The sequence below is a fragment of the Streptomyces sp. SID486 genome (assembly GCF_009865385.1).
Lineage (GTDB): Bacteria > Actinomycetota > Actinomycetes > Streptomycetales > Streptomycetaceae > Streptomyces.
The window spans coordinates 1-17,409 of record NZ_WWJT01000301.1; the positions used below are offsets into that span (position 1 = coordinate 1).

At 72.9% G+C, this 17,409-nt stretch carries 18 protein-coding genes, 1 tRNA gene and 1 pseudogene; 12 read left to right on the top strand and 8 right to left on the bottom strand.

Features of this window, described 5'->3' with window-relative positions; genetic code table 11:
* Position 1 precedes the first annotated feature (1 nt).
* Positions 2-74: transfer RNA gene (locus GT045_RS14185), tRNA-Glu, on the top strand.
* Positions 75-125: 51 nt separating this feature from the next.
* On the opposite strand, the gene GT045_RS14190 is transcribed toward GT045_RS14185, so the two are convergent.
* Positions 126-773, bottom strand: a complete 648-nt coding sequence (locus GT045_RS14190; protein WP_161291430.1) for a MerR family transcriptional regulator — start codon at positions 771-773, stop codon at positions 126-128.
* A gap of 96 nt (positions 774-869) precedes the next feature.
* On the opposite strand from GT045_RS14190, the gene GT045_RS14195 reads away from it, so the two are divergent.
* Positions 870-1,355, top strand: coding sequence for a DUF4188 domain-containing protein (locus GT045_RS14195; RefSeq protein ID WP_161334382.1), 486 nt, complete (start codon positions 870-872; stop codon positions 1,353-1,355).
* An 89-nt stretch (positions 1,356-1,444) separates the two neighbouring features.
* Here GT045_RS14195 and ndgR read toward each other — a convergent pair whose 3' ends face one another.
* Positions 1,445-2,161 (bottom strand): IclR family transcriptional regulator NdgR, encoded by a 717-nt coding sequence (gene ndgR / locus GT045_RS14200; RefSeq protein ID WP_009320373.1) that lies wholly within the window; start codon positions 2,159-2,161, stop codon positions 1,445-1,447.
* A 207-nt stretch (positions 2,162-2,368) separates the two neighbouring features.
* Here ndgR and leuC point away from each other — a divergent pair, with 207 nt between their 5' ends.
* The 4 genes from leuC to GT045_RS14220 all read left to right on the top strand — a co-directional run bounded on the left by leuC (position 2,369) and on the right by GT045_RS14220 (position 5,692).
* Positions 2,369-3,796, top strand: a complete 1,428-nt coding sequence (gene leuC, locus GT045_RS14205) for a 3-isopropylmalate dehydratase large subunit (protein WP_161294789.1) — start codon at positions 2,369-2,371, stop codon at positions 3,794-3,796.
* A gap of 2 nt (positions 3,797-3,798) precedes the next feature.
* Positions 3,799-4,392 (top strand): 3-isopropylmalate dehydratase small subunit, encoded by a 594-nt coding sequence (gene leuD, locus GT045_RS14210; RefSeq protein WP_161294787.1) that lies wholly within the window; start codon positions 3,799-3,801, stop codon positions 4,390-4,392.
* A 276-nt stretch (positions 4,393-4,668) separates the two neighbouring features.
* A complete protein-coding gene (locus GT045_RS14215) occupies positions 4,669-4,899 on the top strand; it encodes a hypothetical protein (protein ID WP_161294785.1) in 231 nt (76 codons plus the stop codon).
* Positions 4,900-5,035: 136 nt separating this feature from the next.
* The gene (locus GT045_RS14220; protein ID WP_161294783.1) at positions 5,036-5,692 is read left to right on the top strand and encodes an HU family DNA-binding protein; all 657 of its coding nucleotides are present in this window, start codon (positions 5,036-5,038) and stop codon (positions 5,690-5,692) included.
* A 73-nt stretch (positions 5,693-5,765) separates the two neighbouring features.
* Here the strand turns inward: GT045_RS14220 and GT045_RS14225 are convergent, their stop codons facing one another.
* Together GT045_RS14225 and cofC are read right to left on the bottom strand one after the other, a co-directional pair.
* Complete coding sequence (locus GT045_RS14225) at positions 5,766-5,969, bottom strand: hypothetical protein (RefSeq protein ID WP_161294781.1); 204 nt, start codon at positions 5,967-5,969, stop codon at positions 5,766-5,768.
* Positions 5,970-6,039: 70 nt separating this feature from the next.
* Positions 6,040-6,699 carry a 2-phospho-L-lactate guanylyltransferase gene (gene cofC, locus GT045_RS14230; RefSeq protein ID WP_161334383.1) on the bottom strand — a complete coding sequence of 220 codons (660 nt, stop codon included), beginning with the start codon at positions 6,697-6,699 and terminating at the stop codon, positions 6,040-6,042.
* Between the two features lie 198 nt (positions 6,700-6,897).
* On the opposite strand from cofC, the gene GT045_RS14235 reads away from it, so the two are divergent.
* From GT045_RS14235 to GT045_RS14245, 3 genes are all read left to right on the top strand, one after another.
* Positions 6,898-7,668, top strand: a complete 771-nt coding sequence (locus GT045_RS14235) for a lysophospholipid acyltransferase family protein (protein WP_161294777.1) — start codon at positions 6,898-6,900, stop codon at positions 7,666-7,668.
* Positions 7,665-8,675, top strand: coding sequence for an NAD(P)H-dependent glycerol-3-phosphate dehydrogenase (locus tag GT045_RS14240; RefSeq protein ID WP_161334384.1), 1,011 nt, complete (start codon positions 7,665-7,667; stop codon positions 8,673-8,675). The genes GT045_RS14235 and GT045_RS14240 overlap by 4 nt, the downstream gene beginning before the upstream one ends.
* Positions 8,676-8,801: 126 nt before the next feature.
* Complete coding sequence (locus GT045_RS14245) at positions 8,802-9,959, top strand: D-alanine--D-alanine ligase family protein (protein WP_161294774.1); 1,158 nt, start codon at positions 8,802-8,804, stop codon at positions 9,957-9,959.
* Positions 9,960-9,971: 12 nt separating this feature from the next.
* Here GT045_RS14245 and GT045_RS14250 read toward each other — a convergent pair whose 3' ends face one another.
* The gene (locus GT045_RS14250) at positions 9,972-10,493 is read right to left on the bottom strand and encodes a DUF3515 domain-containing protein (protein ID WP_161334385.1); all 522 of its coding nucleotides are present in this window, start codon (positions 10,491-10,493) and stop codon (positions 9,972-9,974) included.
* 20 nt (positions 10,494-10,513) lie between these two features.
* Positions 10,514-10,747: an Lrp/AsnC ligand binding domain-containing protein gene (locus tag GT045_RS14255; protein WP_030649166.1), complete on the bottom strand. Its 234-nt coding sequence runs from the start codon at positions 10,745-10,747 to the stop codon at positions 10,514-10,516.
* Between the two features lie 290 nt (positions 10,748-11,037).
* Here GT045_RS14255 and GT045_RS14260 point away from each other — a divergent pair, with 290 nt between their 5' ends.
* Complete coding sequence (locus tag GT045_RS14260; protein WP_161294770.1) at positions 11,038-12,003, top strand: thiamine-phosphate kinase; 966 nt, start codon at positions 11,038-11,040, stop codon at positions 12,001-12,003.
* Entirely contained in the window at positions 12,000-12,809 is an 810-nt protein-coding gene (thiD, locus tag GT045_RS14265; RefSeq protein WP_202528051.1) for a bifunctional hydroxymethylpyrimidine kinase/phosphomethylpyrimidine kinase, read from the top strand. The genes GT045_RS14260 and thiD overlap by 4 nt, the downstream gene beginning before the upstream one ends.
* A gap of 144 nt (positions 12,810-12,953) precedes the next feature.
* On the opposite strand, the gene rpmB is transcribed toward thiD, so the two are convergent.
* The gene (gene rpmB, locus GT045_RS14270) at positions 12,954-13,139 is read right to left on the bottom strand and encodes a 50S ribosomal protein L28 (protein WP_003973430.1); all 186 of its coding nucleotides are present in this window, start codon (positions 13,137-13,139) and stop codon (positions 12,954-12,956) included.
* 257 nt (positions 13,140-13,396) lie between these two features.
* On the opposite strand from rpmB, the gene GT045_RS14275 reads away from it, so the two are divergent.
* Positions 13,397-15,322, top strand: a complete 1,926-nt coding sequence (locus GT045_RS14275; protein ID WP_161334387.1) for a DAK2 domain-containing protein — start codon at positions 13,397-13,399, stop codon at positions 15,320-15,322.
* A 706-nt stretch (positions 15,323-16,028) separates the two neighbouring features.
* Here GT045_RS14275 and GT045_RS14280 read toward each other — a convergent pair.
* Positions 16,029-17,409 (bottom strand): annotated as a pseudogene (locus tag GT045_RS14280) (tetratricopeptide repeat protein); the annotation flags it as partial.

The following is a 17,409-nucleotide window of genomic DNA, read 5'->3' on the forward strand; positions in this document are numbered from 1 at the left end:
GGCCCCCGTTGTGTAGCGGCCTAGCACGCCGCCCTCTCAAGGCGGTAGCGCCGGTTCGAATCCGGTCGGGGGTACGCACAGGAAAGGCCCTCCACCTCGGTGGGGGGCCTTTCGCGTACCCGGGATCAGCCCTCCTCGTACCGCCGGCGCGACTCCTGGGCGTGCGCCAGCCGGCGCAGCCCGAGCAGCACCGGTTCGTACAGGACGGTCAGCGCCACGGCCGCCTCCACCTGCTCGTCCGGCGCGTGGCGCTCCACCAGGTCCAGATCGTCGACGGCGATCCGCGCCATGGCGTGGGCGTACGGCTCCAAGTCGGTGACCGAACAGGGATATCCGAGCCGGGCGAGCGTCGTGAGCGCGGTCACCAGCATCCGGTACGGGGGTGCGGACCGGGTGGCCTCGGGAGCGTCGTCGTCAGCCCAGCCCAGGCGTCCGAGCAGCTCGTCGGCCGTCCGCCGGGCGGACGCGGTGGCCGGGTCGGTGTCGTCGGGGTCGGGGCCGTGCGGCAGCGCCCACACCGCCGTGCCCAGCTGCCGGTTCCGGCTGAGTCCCTCCTCCTGCAGGGCGGCGAGCACCTCCCGGGCCGAACTCACCGGGACCCGGCCCACCTGGATCAGCGCCCGCACCAGCCGGAGCCGGCGCAGATGCTCCTCGTCGTACTCGGCCTGGGTGGCGGTGACCCGCCGTCCCGGGTGCAGCAGCCCCTCGCGCAGGTAGTACTTGATCGTCGCCACGGAGACCCCGCTGCGTGCGCTCAGCTCCGCAAGTCGCATTCCGCGTTCCCGTCCCTTCCTCTTGCGCTCCCTGTTGGGGAGTGCCACTATCCAACCATGGATAGCACCGCTATCCGATCGAGCCGAGGGGGACTCATGGGACGGACTGTCGTCGAGGGGCGCACCACCGCCGCACGGGAGGGCGGGGTCGTCGTCTTCCTCATCGGGATGCGCGTGAACAGCTTCGCGGCGGTGCGCAGTTGGTGGCCGGTCGCGCGGGCGATGGGACCGATGCTCGCGGAACTCCGCCGGGACCGGGACAGCGGCCTGCTGGGCTTCAAGGTGCTGCGGGGCGGGCTGCGCGAGGTGTACGTCGTGCAGTACTGGGAGTCGACGGAGAAGCTGCTCGCCTACGCCTCGGCGCCGGACCGCCGCCACCGCCCGGCCTGGGCGGCCTACAACCGGCGCCTGCGGGAGGGGAGGGGCAAGGTGGGCTTCTGGCACGAGACGTACGCCGTGCCGGCCGGGGCCCATGAGTCGGTGTACGTGAACATGCCCGCGTACGGGCTGGCCGCCGCCACCGGGGCCGTCCCCGTCGGCCGCCGCGGCGAACGGGCCGCCGACCGCCTGCGCGCCTCCTGACCGCGGGCGGCGCGCACGGGTGCCGGGACACGCGCGGAGGGCCTGCCGCGGCGCTGGGGCAGGCCCTCCCGGTGTCGCGGAAGCCGGGCTCAGCCCGAGCGGCGCAGGGCCTCGGAGAGGCGGGCCGCGGCGTCGATGACCGCCTGGGCGTGCATACGTCCCGGGTGGCGGGTCAGGCGCTCGATGGGGCCGGAGACGGACACGGCGGCCACCACGCGGTTGGAGGGGCCGCGCACGGGCGCGGAGACGGACGCGACGCCCGGCTCGCGCTCACCGATGGACTGCGCCCAGCCGCGCCGCCGCACCCCGGACAGGGCCGTCGCCGTGAAGCGGGCGCCCTGCAGGCCCCGGTGCAGGCGCTCCGGCTCCTCCCAGGCCATCAGGATCTGTGCCGAGGAGCCCGCCTTCATGGTGAGCGTGGAGCCGACCGGGACGGTGTCCCGCAGGCCGGACAGGCGTTCCGCCGCGGCCACGCAGATCCGCATGTCACCCTGGCGGCGGTAGAGCTGCGCACTCTCGCCGGTGACATCACGGAGGTGGGTGAGCACGGGGCCCGCCGTCGCGAGCAGGCGGTCCTCGCCCGCCGCCGCCGCGAGCTCCGCGAGACGCGGGCCGAGGATGAAGCGGCCCTGCATGTCGCGTGCCACCATGCGGTGGTGTTCCAGAGCCACGGCCAGGCGGTGAGCCGTGGGTCGTGCCAGTCCGGTGGCCCCGACCAGACCCGCGAGGGTGGCCGGACCGGACTCCAGAGCGCTCAGGACGAGGGCCGCCTTGTCCAGAACGCCGACGCCGCTACTGTTGTCCATGCAACGATACTCACGTCTCACTCTGTGAAACGCAAGTTCAATTTTCGGTGGAACGCGCCACCCTGGAATCACACAGCGGCCCGCGGACCAACGGGCCCGGCGGTGGACGCCCGGAATCACGACTTTCAGGGGCCCCGAGAAGGGCAGCCACCGCATCCCAGGATCTCTAGTTGGGTCGGCGCACGTCTGCCGGCCGGAGGGAAAGCGATGGGTAGGACACTCGCGGAGAAGGTCTGGGACGACCATGTCGTCCGGCGCGCCGAGGGCGAGCCCGACCTCCTCTACATCGATCTGCACCTGCTGCACGAGGTGACCAGCCCCCAGGCCTTCGACGGGCTCCGCAAGAGCGGCCGCACCGTGCGCCGCCTCGACCTCACCATCGCGACCGAGGACCACAACACCCCGACCCTCGACATCGACAAGCCCATCGCCGACCCGGTCTCCCGCGCCCAGCTGGAGACCCTGCGGAAGAACTGCGCCGAGTTCGGTGTGCGGCTGCACCCGCTGGGCGACGTCGAGCAGGGCGTCGTGCACGTCGTCGGCCCGCAGCTGGGCCTGACCCAGCCCGGCACGACCGTCGTCTGCGGCGACTCCCACACCTCCACGCACGGTGCCTTCGGTGCCCTGGCGTTCGGTATCGGCACCTCCCAGGTGGAGCACGTGCTGGCCACCCAGACGCTGCCGATGGCCCGCCCGAAGACCATGGCCATCACGGTCGAGGGCGAGCTGCCCGACGGGGTGACCGCCAAGGACCTCATCCTGGCGATCATCGCCAGGATCGGTACGGGCGGCGGCCAGGGGTACGTGCTGGAGTACCGCGGCTCCGCCATCGAGAAGCTCTCGATGGAGGCCCGGATGACCATCTGCAACATGTCGATCGAGGCCGGCGCCCGCGCGGGCATGATCGCCCCGGACGCGACCACCTTCGACTACCTCAAGGGCCGCCCGCACGCCCCCGAGGGTGCCGACTGGGACGCCGCCGTCGCCTACTGGTCGACCCTGAGGACCGACGAGGACGCCGTCTTCGACGCCGAGGTCGTCATCGACGCCGCCGAGCTGTCGCCGTTCGTCACCTGGGGTACCAACCCGGGGCAGGGCGCACCCCTTTCGGCGGCCGTCCCCGACCCGGCTTCGTACGAAGACGCATCGGAGCGCTTCGCCGCCGAAAAGGCCCTGGAGTACATGGGGTTGGAGGCCGGACAGCCGCTGCGCTCCATCGGTGTGGACACCGTCTTCGTAGGTTCCTGCACCAACGGCCGCATCGAGGACCTGCGCGCCGCCGCCGACATCCTGCGGGACCGCAAAGTCGCCGACGGTGTACGGATGCTGGTCGTCCCCGGCTCCGCGCGGGTCGGTCTGCAGGCCGTCTCCGAGGGCCTCGACGTGGTCTTCAAGGAGGCCGGCGCCGAATGGCGCCACGCGGGCTGCTCGATGTGCCTCGGCATGAACCCCGACCAGCTGGCCCCGGGCGAGCGCTCCGCCTCCACCTCCAACCGCAACTTCGAGGGCCGACAGGGCAAGGGCGGCCGTACCCACCTGGTGTCGCCGCAGGTCGCGGCGGCCACCGCCGTCCTCGGCCACCTGGCCTCGCCCGCCGACCTGACCGACGTCCCCGCGCCCGCTGGAGCCCGATAACCATGGAAGCCTTCACCACCCACACCGGCCGGGCCGTCCCGCTGCGCCGCAGCAACGTCGACACCGACCAGATCATCCCTGCTCACTGGCTCAAGAAGGTCACCCGCGACGGTTTCGAGGACGGGTTGTTCGAGGCCTGGCGCAAGGACGGGTCCTTCGTCCTCAACCGGCCCGAGCGGCAGGGTGCGACCGTCCTGGTCGCCGGCCCCGACTTCGGCACCGGCTCCTCCCGGGAGCACGCCGTCTGGGCGCTGCAGAACTACGGCTTCAAGGCCGTGATCTCCTCGCGCTTCGCCGACATCTTCCGGGGCAACTCGCTGAAGAACGGCCTGCTCACGGTGGTCCTGGAGCAGAAGATCGTGGACGCGCTGTGGGAGCTGACCGAGGCCGACCCCACGGCCGAGGTCACGGTGGACCTCGAAGCGCGCGAGGTGCGCGCCGGGGACCTCACCGCCCCCTTCGAGCTGGACGAGAACTCCCGCTGGCGGCTGCTGAACGGCCTGGACGACATCTCCATCACGCTCCGGAACGAGCCCGACATCGCCGCCTACGAAGGCAAGCGGCCCGCTCACAAGCCGCGGACGCTCCAGGTCTGACCCGAGCCGGGCCCGGCCCGCCTTCACGGGTCGGGTTTCGGCCACCTCCACACCCCCTCTGTACCCCCGGTCGCCACGATTGGGGGTACAGCCATGTCTGCACCCGAACGGACCTGCCGTCCGGTGCGGAGCCGCTCAACTGCCCACGTTACGAAGCATGTTGTGCGGGTAGGTGAGTGCCGTGTTCGCGGCCCCCGCAAGTGCCTGGAAGGCCATTTGAGGCGGCAGTTGCCCCCTGCGCAGGCGACAACTCGCCCCAGATGGCACAATCTGTGCATGGAACACGACGGCCAACTCCAGCTCTATACGGCGGTCGCGAACCAGCTCAAGGAAGCGCACGCAAGAGTGCGCGCACTGCAAGTCCCGGAGGGCGTACGGATGGCGCTGACCCGGAAGCTGCTGGTCATTACGGCCGCGGCCAAGCACGATCCGGCCGCTGCGGCAAGGCGGCTCGAGCGGTTCGGCGCGGACCTCGACGAGGGTCGGATCCCCGACGAGGACCGCTGAACAGCCCGGGACCGCCGAGTCCGTTGCGGCACAAGGGTGATAAGCCCGTTTCGTGTTTGATTTGCGGTATATATCTGCCTAACGTGCGAAAAAGCTTGAACACTTTCGTTCTGGCGAGGTCTCCGAAGGGGAAGACGTGAACAAGGCGCAGCTCGTAGAAGCGATTGCCGACAAGGTAGGTGGCCGCCAGCAGGCCGCCGAGGCTGTCGATCATGTCCTGGACGCCATCGTCCGCGCGGTCGTCGCGGGCGAGCGGGTCTCGGTCACCGGCTTCGGGTCCTTCGAGAAGGTGGACCGCCCCGCCCGTTACGCCCGCAACCCTCAGACGGGCGAGCGGGTTCGGGTCAAGAAGACCTCCGTGCCGCGCTTCCGCGCCGGTCAGGGCTTCAAGGACCTGGTGAGCGGCTCGAAGAAGCTGCCCCGCGGCGGCGAGGTGTCGGTCAAGAAGGCGCCCAAGGGCAGCCTGACCGGCGGCGCCGCGGCGACGGTCAAGAAGGCCGCCGCCAAGAAGACCACCAAGGCCGCCGCGAAGAAGACCACGGCGAAGAAGGCGACGCCGGCGAAGAAGACCACGGCCGCCACCACGAAGAAGGCCGCGGCGAAGAAGGCGACGCCGGCGAAGAAGACCACGGCGACCGCCAAGACCACCGCGGCGAAGAAGACCACCGCCAAGAAGACGACGGCCAAGAAGGCCCCGGCGAAGAAGGTCACCGCCAAGAAGGCCCCGGCCAAGAAGTCGACGGCCCGCAAGACCACCGCCAAGAAGGCCACCGCCCGCAAGGCGACGTCGTAAGGCAGCCCAAGCGGCCACACGCGCCGGGCCGGACTCCCCAGGGGAGCCCGGCCCGCGGCGTGTGTAAGGGCAGTTACAGGGTCTGAAGGGTTACGAGGGTGATCCGCAGGCCGGTCCCGGCACCCTCGGTCTCGATCCGCACGCGCTGACCGGGCCGGAGCAGCCGCAGCCCGCCCGCGTCGAACGCCGCGGTGCCGAAGGGCACGGGGGTCCCGTCGTCGAGGAGTACCTGCCCGCTGCGGGTTTCCGGGTCGTACGTGTACGCGGTGGCCTGCATGTGAGCCAGCGTAGTGCCCTTTTCGAAACGCGGGGGCGTCCGCGGGTCCGGCCGCTTTCCCGGGCGCCGCTCAGCCGCGGGCGGAGGTGCCCTCCCCGGTCGCCTCCAGCAGTCCCGCCGACGCCGCCGCCGTGTACCGCCCCACCCCCAGCGCCAGGGCCGCGCGCAGGTCGGCGCCGGTGTCCACGTCCTGCCGTACCGAATCGACCCCCGCGAGCAGGAGTTCCACCGCTCCCGAGGCCCGGTGCCGGGAGCGGGAATCAATGCCGAACGCCGGCCGCAATGCGCGGTCGCCGGCCGCCGCCAGCAAAGTCGTGCCCCGCTCCGCCGTATCCGCGAGAAACGCCCGCGGGAATTCCTCGGCGGCGGCCAGTACCCGGAAGAGTTCCGCCGGACGCAGCGCCGGAAGATCGGCGTTCAGGGCCGCCACCGGGGCACCGGGACGCATTTCCCGTACGGCGGCGGCACCATGGGCCACAGCGGCGTTCAGGCCGCCGCCGGGGGGGTCCGGGACGATGCGCGCGCCCAGGGCCGCCAGCTCCCGGCCGGCCAGCTCGTCGTCCGTGACGACCGCCACATCGGACACCGCCGCGCAGGCCAGCGCCGCGCCCACCGTGTCCTGCGCGAACGCCAGCGCCAGCCCCGGGCGCACCCCGTCGCCGGCGGTGTCCGCGAGCCTGCTCTTGGCCCGCGTCAGGGGCTTCACGGGGATGACCAAGGTCCACTGCACCGGCGTACCGTCCCTCTCTCGTCCCGCTCATTGTCACCCGGGCCGTCCGCCGCCGCGGGTATCGGCAGGCGTGCGAAGCGCCTTGCGAGGGTGGGGGCCGGTGACGGGCGGGCGTACGGTGTTCTCGACAGACCGGCGGCCCGGGGCCAGACTTGTGCGGCCCCCGCCGGGGTGGCAGTCCTAGAGGAAGGTGTCCTTGTGCCCCGCCGCAGAATCGGCTTCTGGTACCGCTTCGCCGCGGTGATCTGCAAACCGCCGCTGGTGGTTCTGATCAAGCGGGACTGGCGTGGAATGGAGCACATTCCGGCCGAGGGCGGCTTTATCACCGTGGTGAACCACAATTCCCACGTGGACCCCTTCGCGTACGCGCACTATCAGTACAACACCGGACGGGTCCCGCGATTCCTGGCGAAGAGCGGGCTTTTCAAGAAGGGATTCGTCGGCGCCGCCATGCGCGGCACCGGGCAGATCCCCGTCTACCGCGAGTCCACGGACGCGCTCAGCGCCTTCCGGGCCGCGATCGACGCCGTGGAGCGCGGCGAGTGCGTGGCGTTCTACCCCGAGGGCACCCTGACCCGCGACCCGGACGGCTGGCCCATGACCGGCAAGACCGGCGCCGCCCGGGTCGCCCTGCAGACCAGGTGCCCGGTCATCCCGGTCGCCCAGTGGGGCGCCAACGAACTGCTGCCGCCGTACGCCAAGAAGCCGAGCCTCTTCCCGCGCAAGACCCACCACGTACTCGCCGGCCCGCCCGTCGACCTCTCCCGGTTCTACGGCCGGGAGATGACCCCGGACGTGCTGAAGGAGGCCACCGAGGTCATCATGGCGGCCATCACCCGCCGGCTGGAGGACATCCGCGGGGAGAAGGCGCCCGCGACGCCGTACGACCCGCGCCGTGAGCGGATCGAGCAGCGGCGCCGCACGCAGGCGCAGACGCGGGACAGGCAAGCGGAAGGGCAGAGCAAGTGAGCAAGCCTGTGCGGGCGGCCGTCATGGGCACCGGTTCGTGGGGCACCGCCTTCGGCATGGTGCTCGCCGACGCCGGCTGTGACGTGACCCTGTGGGCCCGCCGGCCGGAGCTGGCCGAGGCGGTCAACTCCACCCGGACCAACCCCGACTACCTGCCCGGCGTGGAACTCCCGGAGAACCTGCGCGCCACCGCCGACGCGGCCGAGGCGCTGCGCGAGGCGGACTTCACGGTCCTCGCGGTCCCCTCCCAGACACTGCGCGCCAACCTCGCCGAGTGGACCCCGCTGCTCGCGCCCGACACCGTCCTGGTCTCCCTGATGAAGGGCGTCGAACTCGGCTCCACCATGCGGATGAGCGAGGTCATCGAGGACGTCGCCAAGGTCGGCGCCGACCGCGTCGCGGTGGTCACCGGGCCCAACCTGGCCCGCGAGATCGCCGCCCGCATGCCCGCCCTCGCCGTCGTGGCCTGCACCGACGAGCGGGTGGCCCAGCGGCTCCAGGCCGCCTGCCACACGCCGTACTTCCGGCCGTACACCAACACCGACGTGGTGGGCTGCGAACTCGCGGGCGCGGTCAAGAACGTCATCGGGCTCGCGGTGGGCATCGCCGACGGCATGGGACTCGGCGACAACGCCAAGGGCTCGCTGATCACCCGCGGCCTCGCCGAGACCACCCGGCTCGGCCTCGCCATGGGCGCCGACCCGCTGACCTTCTCCGGACTCGCGGGCCTGGGCGACCTGGTGGCCACCTGCTCCTCGCCGCTGTCCCGCAACCACACCTTCGGCACCAACCTCGGCAAGGGCATGACCCTGGAGGAGACCATCGCGGTCACCCGGCAGACCGCCGAGGGCGTCAAGTCCTGCGAGTCCGTGCTCGACCTGGCCCGCCGGCACGACGTCGACATGCCCATCACGGAGACGGTCGTCAGCATCGTGCACGAGGGCAAGTCGCCGGTCGTCGCGCTCAAGGAGCTGATGGCCCGCAGCGCCAAGCCCGAGCGGCGCTGACGGCGGCCCGCGAGGCACCGTCCCGGGCCCGCCGCGCAACGCTGTGCGACCGTCCGCGCGACGCTGAGCGACGGCCCGGGGACGCGCGCTGACTTGGCCGCTACCTCCGGGTACTCTCAACGCGATATGAGCACCGAGAACCTTCCCCAGAGCCCTGAGCAGCCGTCGCGCAAGCCGCGCGTGGCCGTCGTGTTCGGCGGGCGCAGTTCCGAACACGGGATCTCCGTGGTCACCGCGGGCGCCGTCCTCAAGGCCATCGACCGGACGAAGTACGACGTCCTGCCGATCGGCATCACCACGGACGGCCGCTGGGCGCTGACGGCCGACGAGCCGGAGCGGATGGCCATCACCGACCGCCGCACCCCCAGCGTGGAGGACCTGGCGGAGTCGAGCGAGGGCGGCGTGGTGCTCCCCGTCGACCCGGCCAGCCGCGAGGTCGTCTACAGCGAGCCCGGCTCCGTGCCCAAGGCGCTCGGCGAGGTCGACGTCGTCTTCCCGGTGCTGCACGGCCCCTACGGCGAGGACGGCACCCTCCAGGGCCTGCTGGAGCTGTCCGGAGTGCCGTACGTGGGCGCCGGCGTGCTCGCCTCGGCCGTCGGCCAGGACAAGGAGTACATGAAGCGGGTGTTCACCTCCTTCGGGCTCAAGGTGGGCCCGTACGTGGTGATCCGGCCGCGCGAGTGGGCACGCGACGAGTCCGCCGCCCGCAAGAAGATCGTCGAGTTCGCGGGCGAGCACGGCTGGCCGCTGTTCGTGAAGCCCGCGCGCGCGGGTTCGTCGATCGGCATCACCAAGGTCGACGACCTGTCCGGACTGGACGAGGCGATCGCCGAGGCGCAGCGCCACGACCCGAAGATCCTGGTCGAGGCGGCGCTGCGGGGCCGCGAGATCGAGTGCGGCGTCCTGGAGTTCGAGGACGGTCCGCGCGCCTCCGTCCCGGCCGAGATCCCGCCGCCGGACGCCCACGCGTACTACGACTTCGAGGCCAAGTACATCGACTCCACGCCCGGTGTCGTCCCGGCGCCGCTCACCGAGGAGCAGACCGCCGAGGTGCGCGGGCTCGCGGTCGAGGCGTTCGAGGCGGCCTCCTGCGAGGGCCTGGTCCGCGCGGACTTCTTCCTCACCGAGGACGGCGAGTTCGTGATCAACGAGATCAACACCATGCCCGGCTTCACGCCGATCTCGATGTACCCGAAGATGTGGGAGGCGACCGGCATCGGCTATCCCGAGCTGGTCGACCGCCTGGTGCAGGCGGCGCTGCGCCGCCCGACGGGCCTGCGCTGACCGTCTGGCGGGTCAGTACCGCATGGAGGCGAGCCCTTCCGGGACCGCCTTCTTGACGGCCCCCGCCAGGTCCATCAGCACCTGGGCGCTGTGGTCCGACCCGGACAGCTTCTTCGGCAGCGTCACCTGCACATACGCGAGCCGGCCGGACGTGGTGAAACGCCACGTCCCGCCGTCCTCCTTCTCCATCAGCCAGTCGACGCCGTTGACCCCGCCGCCGATCGCGTTCGGGTCCTCACCCTGCGCCACCTTGGGATCGACCATCTTCGGCGGCCGGACGATGCCGCAGCGCAGTATGATCGCCGGGCTTCCCCAGCCCGCCGTGTAGGCGGACCGGGGTTCGGGGTCCCGGCGGCTCTGTCCGTCCACCGTGCGCGGCAGAACCTTGTCCAGGTCCCGGCAGAGCGGGGCGGTCTTCCCGTCGGGGGTGGGGACCGCCACGGCGTCGCTGTCGTCTGCCGTGGAACAGCCCGCGACCGCGATGAGCAGGGCCGGTGCGAGCAGGCCGAGAGGCCGGTGACGGAAGAAGTTCACCGGCCAAGCGTAGACGGGGGCTACAGATGCACGACCGGACAGGTCAGGGTGCGCGTGATGCCGTCCACCTGCTGGACCTTCGCGACCACCATGCGGCCGAGTTCGTCGACCGTCTCGGCCTGGGCGCGCACGATGACATCGTACGGACCCGTCACGTCCTCGGCCTGGAGTACGCCAGGGATCTTGCTGATCGTCTCGGCGACGGTCGACGCCTTGCCGACCTCCGTCTGGATCAGGATGTACGCCTGTACCACGGAACCTCCAGAGCGGCCACGAGGATCATGTGGGGGAAAGGAACGCCACGGTATCGCGTCGCCGCTCCCCGCGGGGAGACCTGCGAGGACCGGGCTTGCGCGCCAGGGTGCAGGCACCGCGGACGTTGACGGTCACCTGGACGGTATCCGACGGCCGGCACGGCCGCGTCGTGGGTCGTCACGACCGCGACGACGGACACCTCGACCGTATCGGGGACACTGATGACGCGCGACCGGGCACGGCAAGGCAGAGAACGGGCACGGCAAGGCAGAGAAGGGGAGCAAGGGACATGAAGGGCACTGTTGGTGAGCTCGGGGAGTTCGGGCTCATCAGGGAGCTCACCTCCCGTCTCACCACCACCCCGGCGGTCCGGGTCGGCCCCGGTGACGACGCCGCGGTGGTCGCCGCGCCCGACCGCCGGGTGGTGGCGAGCACCGACATCCTGCTGGAGGGCCGGCACTTCCGCCGTGACTGGTCCACGGCCTACGACGTCGGCCGCAAGGCCGCCGCGCAGAACCTCGCGGACATCGCCGCGATGGGCGCCGTACCGACCGCGCTGCTGCTCGGCCTGGTCGTCCCGGCGGAACTGCCGGTCACCTGGCCCACCGAGCTGATGGACGGCCTGCGCGACGAGTGCCAGGTCGCCGGCGCCTCCGTGGTCGGCGGGGACGTCGTACGCGGCGACACGATCATGGTGTCGATCACGGCGCTCGGCGATCTGCGCAACCACGAACCGGTCACGCGCGCGGGTGCCCAGCCCGGCGACCTCGTGGCCGTCACCGGCTGGCTGGGCTGGTCCGCGGCCGGTTACGCGGTGCTCGTCCGCGGCTTCCGCTCACCGCGCGCCTTCGTGGAGGCCCACCGGAGGCCCGAGCCGCCCTACCACGCGGGCCCGGCCGCCGCCGGACTCGGTGCCACCGCCATGTGCGACGTGAGCGACGGCCTGATCGCCGACCTCGGGCACATCGCCGAGGCCAGCAAGGTCCGCATCGACATCCGCTCCGGCGCGATCGACATCCCGACCCAGATGAACGACATCGGGCAGGCCGTCGGGGTCGATCCGCTCCAGTGGGTGCTGACCGGGGGAGAGGACCACGCGATCGTGGCGACCTTCCCGTCCGACACCAAGCTCCCGGCCCGCTGGAAGGTCATCGGCGAGGTCCTCAACCCGTCCGCGCTGCCCCAGGTCACCGTCGACGGGGCGCCCTGGACCAGCAAGGGTGGCTGGGACCACTTCGGGGACATCGAGTCATGAGCGCCGAGCGGGTGCCTCCCCGCGTACTGACCGTGGCCGGTTCCGACTCCGGCGGCGGCGCCGGCATCCAGGCCGACCTGAAGACGATGCTCGCGCTCGGCGTCCACGGCATGAGCGTGCTCACCGCGGTGACCGCGCAGAACTCCCTGGGCGTCCAGGGAGCCTGGGAACTGCCCGTGGCGGCGGTCCGGGCCCAGTACCGCAGCGTGGTCGACGACATCGGCGTGCAGGCCGTGAAGACCGGCATGCTGTCCTCCGCGGAACTGGTCGAGACGGTCGCCGAGTTGATCTCCGGCACGGACGCGCCGGCCGTGGTCGACCCGGTGGGCGTCTCCAAGCACGGCGACCCGCTGCTGGCCGCCTCCGCCCTGGACTCGGTGCGGACCAGGCTGCTGCCGGTGGCCACCGTGGCCACCCCGAACCTCGACGAGGTGGCCCAGCTCACCGGGGTGCGCGTGCGGTCCGAGGACGACCTGCGGCGGGCCGCGGCGGCCGTGCTCGAGTACGGGCCGCGATGGGTGCTGATCAAGGGGGGCCACCTGTCCGGGGAGGCCGTGGACCTGCTCACCGACGGCTCCGAGGAGCTCGTGCTCAGGGCCCCCCGCCACGACAACCGGCACACTCACGGCACCGGCTGCACGCTCGCCTCCGCGATCGCCTGCGGCCTGGCGCTGGGGCGTCCGGTGCCGGAGGCCGTCACGGCCGCCAAGGAGTACGTCACCGGTGCGATCGCCGCCGGGTTCGCCCTCGGCGCCGGCATCGGCCCCGTGGACCACGGCTGGGCGCTCAGGCGCGGCACCCCCTGAGGCCGGGGGCGCCCACCGCCCCCGGGTACGGCAAAAAGCCGGCCCACCGTGAGGTGGACCGGCTCAGTGCAGCGAGCCAGGCAGTGGCCGCGCGCGGATGGGGGTCCCCCGGCTCGACCGTGGTCGAGAGTGGGGGAGGTAGCGTCAGCGCGAAACCTTGCCGGCCTTGATGCACGAGGTGCAAGCGTTCACGCGCTTCGGCGTCCCGCTCACCACGGTACGCACACGCTGGATGTTCGGGTTCCAGCGGCGGGACGTACGGCGGTGCGAGTGCGAGATGTTGTTGCCGAAGCCCGGCCCCTTGCCGCAGACGTCGCAGTTGGCAGCCACGGGTCACTCCAAAGACTTCAGATGCACTTACGGTTAATCCCGGCAGGCCGGGATCGAGATCTAAGACCTGAGATCTTGAGTGGCGTTGCCAGGGGAACAGCCCGATCGGATCGGGCAACCGGAGCAGCATACAACGGCTGCTCCCGTTCCACGAAACTACCATGGCAGCTCAGGGCCCCGCTCCCGGCCCTCTTCCGGAGGACGCCCGTCCGGGGTCTACGCTGCGTCCACGTCCAGCCAGCTCAAGGGAGGCGCAGGTGCCGCAGGTGCCGCAGACATTCTTCGATGCTCTCGCGGTGCGCACCTGGTGCGGTCTGGCGCTCCGGGCACTGGGGCGGGCCCGTGAGGAGATCGACGCGATCAACGTCTATCCGGTGGCGGACGGCGACACGGGGACCAACCTGTACCTGACCCTGGAGTCGGCGGCGACGGCCGTGGAGGCGGTCTTCGCGGGCCACGGGACCGGCTGCGCGGAACCTTCCCTGGCGGACGCGGTACGGGCCATGGCGCACGGCGCGCTCATCGGCGCCCGCGGCAACTCCGGGACGATCCTGGCGCAGCTGCTGCGCGGCATGGCGCAGGTGCTCGCGGAGCCGGGTGACGCCGCGCGCATCGACGGCCCGGGACTGCGGCTGGCCCTGCGCCGGGCCGCCGACTCCGCCCGGCAGGCCGTCGCCCACCCCGTCGAGGGCACGGTGCTCACCGTCGCCTCGGCCGCCGCGGAGGCCGCCGAGGGGACCGAGGGTGACTGCGGGACGGTCGCGCGGGCCGCCTACGAGGGCGCGCGGACGGCCCTGGCGGCGACCCCGGGCCAGCTGGCCGTGCTGGAGCGGGCCGGCGTGGTCGACGCGGGCGGACGGGGGCTGGTGGCGGTGCTGGGGGCACTGGTGGAGGCGTTCACGGGGGAGACGCCCCGAGAGGCTCCGCTGCGGGGGACCGCGCACGGGCGTGGGGTGGCCGACGGGACGGATTCCGGCGGTCGCGGGCGCGGGCGTGGGGCGGCGGACGGGACGGATTCCGGCGGGCACGGGCGCGGGCGTGGGGTGGCGGACGGGACGGATCTGGGCGGTCGCGGGGCGGCGGCAGCGGGGTCCGGCGGGGACGTGGACGGCCGCGGGCAGGTGGCGGCGGGGGCCGGCCGGCACGCGGACGGGGAGGCGGGTTCCGTTCCTCGCGCGCGCGTGGAGGGCACGGCAGGGAGCGTTTCCGGTACCGCGCCCTGCGAGGCCGACCCCTGTGCCGCCGACGCGGCCGACACCGGCGGCCCCGCGTTCGAGGTGATCTATCTGCTGGAGGCCGACGACGCGGCCGTCGCCCGGCTGCGCGCGCGGCTCGACGCCCTCGGTGACTCCCTGGTCGTGGTCGGCGGCGACGGCCTGTGGAACGTGCACGTGCACGTCGACGACGCCGGTGCGGCCGTGGAGGCCGGAGTGGAGGCGGGACGGCCGTACCGGATCCGGATCACGCACTTCGGTCTCGGCGACGCGCACGCCGGCCGTGGGCGCGCTCCCCGCGAGCGCGTCCAGCGGGCGGTCGTCGCCGTCGTACCCGGCGAGGGACTGGCCGGGCTGTACGCCGAGGCGGGCGCCACCCCTGTCCTGGCCCGTCCCGGAGAGCCGCCGGCCAGCGGGGAGCTGGTGCAGGCGGTACGGCGTGCCCACGCGCGCGAGGTCGTCCTGCTGCCCAACGACGCCGAGCTGCGCCACACGGCCGCCGCGGCGGCGGAACAGGCCCGCACCGAGGGCATCCGCGTGGCCCTGATCCCGACCCGCTCCGCGGTCCAGGGCATCGCCGCGCTCGCCGTGCACGAGCCGGGGCGCCGGTTCGACGAGGACGTCGTCCAGATGACCTCGGCGGCGGGCGCCACCCGTCACGCCGAGGTCGTCGTGGCCGAGCACCGGTCCTGGACGACGGCCGGCATCTGCCAGGCCGGGGACGTGCTCGGTCTGATCGACGGCGACGTGGCGGTGATCGGCGCGGACGTCACCGCCACCGCGCGGACCGTGCTGGACCGCATGCTCCAGGCAGGCGGCGAGCTGGTCACGCTCGTCGTCGGAGACGAGGCGCCCGAGACCACCGCCGCGCACCTGGAGGCCCGCGTACGGGAGTCCTACCTGGCCGTGGACACGGTGGTGTACCGCGGCGGCCGACAGGGCGCGCTGCTGCTCATCGGGGTGGAGTGACGCCCGCGGTACGCCCCGGGGGAGACCGCCGCCACACCCGTTTCCCCGACCACTTCCGTCACGGTGTCCGCTGGCGGGAGTGACGGCCGCGGTGCGTCCCGGGGGGAGGTCGGCGTCCCACCCGCTTCCCCGACCAGTCCCGTCACGGTGTCCGCTGGCGGGAGTGACGGGCGTGGTGCGTCCCGGGGGAGACCGCCGCCACACTCGCTTACCCGACCAGTCCCGTCACGGTGTCCGCTGGCGGGAGTGACGGGCGCGGTGCGTCCCGGGGGAGGTCGGCGTCACACCCGTTTCCCCGACCACTTCCGTCACGGTGTCCGCTGGCGCTTCTTCGGTCGGCCCTGCGAACTCGGCCCCCGCGCTTCCTCGGCCACTTTCGCTTCCCGGTTTCTCGTGCTTCCTTGCCCGTTCGCGCTTCTTCGGTCGGGCCTGCCAGCTCGGCCGCTCTCGCTTCCTGGTCGCTCGCGCTTCTCCGGCCACCCGTGCGTCTTCGGTGGGCCCTGATCTCTTGGCCCCCCGCGCTTCCTCGGCCTCTCCCGCTTCCCGGTTCCTCGCGCTTCCCAGGGCGGTCCCGCCTCCTACGGCGGTCCCGCCTCCTACGGCGGTCCCACCGCTACGGCGGTCCCACCGCTACGGCGGTCCCACCGCTACGGCGGTCCCGTGTCCTTGGTCGGGTCCGTCTCTTTCGGCAGTCGCGGTCTCTCCGTCACCCGCGTTCCTCCGGCGCTCCCGCCTCCCGTGCCGCCTCCAGCAGCCGGGTCGCCTCCGTCCGCCGTGCGTGGACGGTCCCGCCGTCGCCGCAGTCCTCGTCGCCGTCGGCATCCCGGTAGGCCGTGAGCACGGCACGCGCGCGGGCCGCCGCCCGCGCGGGGAGGCCCAGGTCCGCCTCCAGCCGGCCCGCGGCCAGTTCCGCGCCGGTGCGTTCGTGCAGCGCGGCCGCACCGAGCGCGGCGAACACCGCGACGGCCCGGGTCATCCGCTCCAGCGCCGCCTCGAACGCGGCCCGGATCGCCGCGTCCTCGGTCTCCTCCGACGCCGAGCGCGTCAGCAGCTCCGCGAACTGGCGGTGGGTGCCGCCGAGCTCCACGGCGAGCTCCTCCCGGTCCGCCGGGCCGGCCGCCGTGAGCGCCCTCTCGCACTCCTGTACCGCCTGCCCCATCAGGGCGCGCGCGTCCGCCGCACCGGCTTCCCGGTCCAGCGCCAGCCAGGCGCGGGCCCGCAGCGAGCGGACGAGGAACTGGGCGTTGCCCAGCGCCCGCCACAGGCCACCCGCGCGCGCGTAGGCCCGCTCCGCCTCCTCCGTCAGGCCGGCGCCGGCCAGCGATTCGGCGGCCAGGTGGGCGAGCGTGGCGTGGTCCTGCTGCTCGGGCCAGTGCCGGGCCAGTTCGGCGGCCTTCAGGCGCTGCTCGGCGGCGGCCCTGTGCTCGCCCAGCTCGCCCAGGCAGTCCCCGAGCCACCAGCGGGCCTGGACGACCACCCCGTCGCCGTGCGTGCCGGCACTCAGGTCGGCCAGCGCGGACTCCAGCACCTCGGCGGCCTCCGCGTACCGCCCCTGCCGCAGCAGGAACCCGCCGAGCTGCTGCCGCGCCCAGGCGCCCAGGGTGCCGCTCTCGCCGGCCTCGTCGGCCCAGTGCGCGGCCTCCAGCGCGTGTCCGGCCGCCTCACCGGTCGCGTCCCGGCCGCCCAGCACCTCGGCGAGCTGGAGGTGCAGCTGGGCCCGCCCGACCGGCTCGACGTACGGCCCGCCGTGCTCCAGGGCCGCCCGCAGTGCCCGCTCGGCTCCGGCCGGGTCACCTGCCTGGTGGGCCAGAGCGGCGACCTGTACCTCGTACTCGACGGCGAACCAGGGGAGCCCGGTGGACACGTACGCGCCGGCGGCCCGCCGGAACAGCTCCGCCGCCCGTTGCGCGTCCCCGGTGAGCCCGGCCAGCTCGGCGAGGATCGCCCGCGCCTCGGCGGCCCGCGCCGCCAGCCGCACGTCGTCCCCGCCGCGGCCCTCGACGAGCGCGAGCACCTCCCGCGCGGCCGCCTCGGCGTCCAGGACGGCCCGGCGGACACCGCCCACGTCCCCCGGCCCGCCCTCCGGG

Coding starts and splice junctions, on each gene's coding strand:
- thiD (WP_202528051.1), top strand. CDS start 12,000: ATGAGCGCCGAGCGGGTGCCTCCCCGCGTACTGACCGTGGCCGGTTCC.
- ndgR (WP_009320373.1), bottom strand. CDS start 2,161: ATGGACAACAGTAGCGGCGTCGGCGTTCTGGACAAGGCGGCCCTCGTC.
- GT045_RS14225 (WP_161294781.1), bottom strand. CDS start 5,969: ATGCAGGCCACCGCGTACACGTACGACCCGGAAACCCGCAGCGGGCAG.
- GT045_RS14245 (WP_161294774.1), top strand. CDS start 8,802: ATGAGCACCGAGAACCTTCCCCAGAGCCCTGAGCAGCCGTCGCGCAAG.
- GT045_RS14260 (WP_161294770.1), top strand. CDS start 11,038: ATGAAGGGCACTGTTGGTGAGCTCGGGGAGTTCGGGCTCATCAGGGAG.
- GT045_RS14190 (WP_161291430.1), bottom strand. CDS start 773: ATGCGACTTGCGGAGCTGAGCGCACGCAGCGGGGTCTCCGTGGCGACG.
- GT045_RS14195 (WP_161334382.1), top strand. CDS start 870: ATGGGACGGACTGTCGTCGAGGGGCGCACCACCGCCGCACGGGAGGGC.
- leuC (WP_161294789.1), top strand. CDS start 2,369: ATGGGTAGGACACTCGCGGAGAAGGTCTGGGACGACCATGTCGTCCGG.
- leuD (WP_161294787.1), top strand. CDS start 3,799: ATGGAAGCCTTCACCACCCACACCGGCCGGGCCGTCCCGCTGCGCCGC.
- GT045_RS14215 (WP_161294785.1), top strand. CDS start 4,669: ATGGAACACGACGGCCAACTCCAGCTCTATACGGCGGTCGCGAACCAG.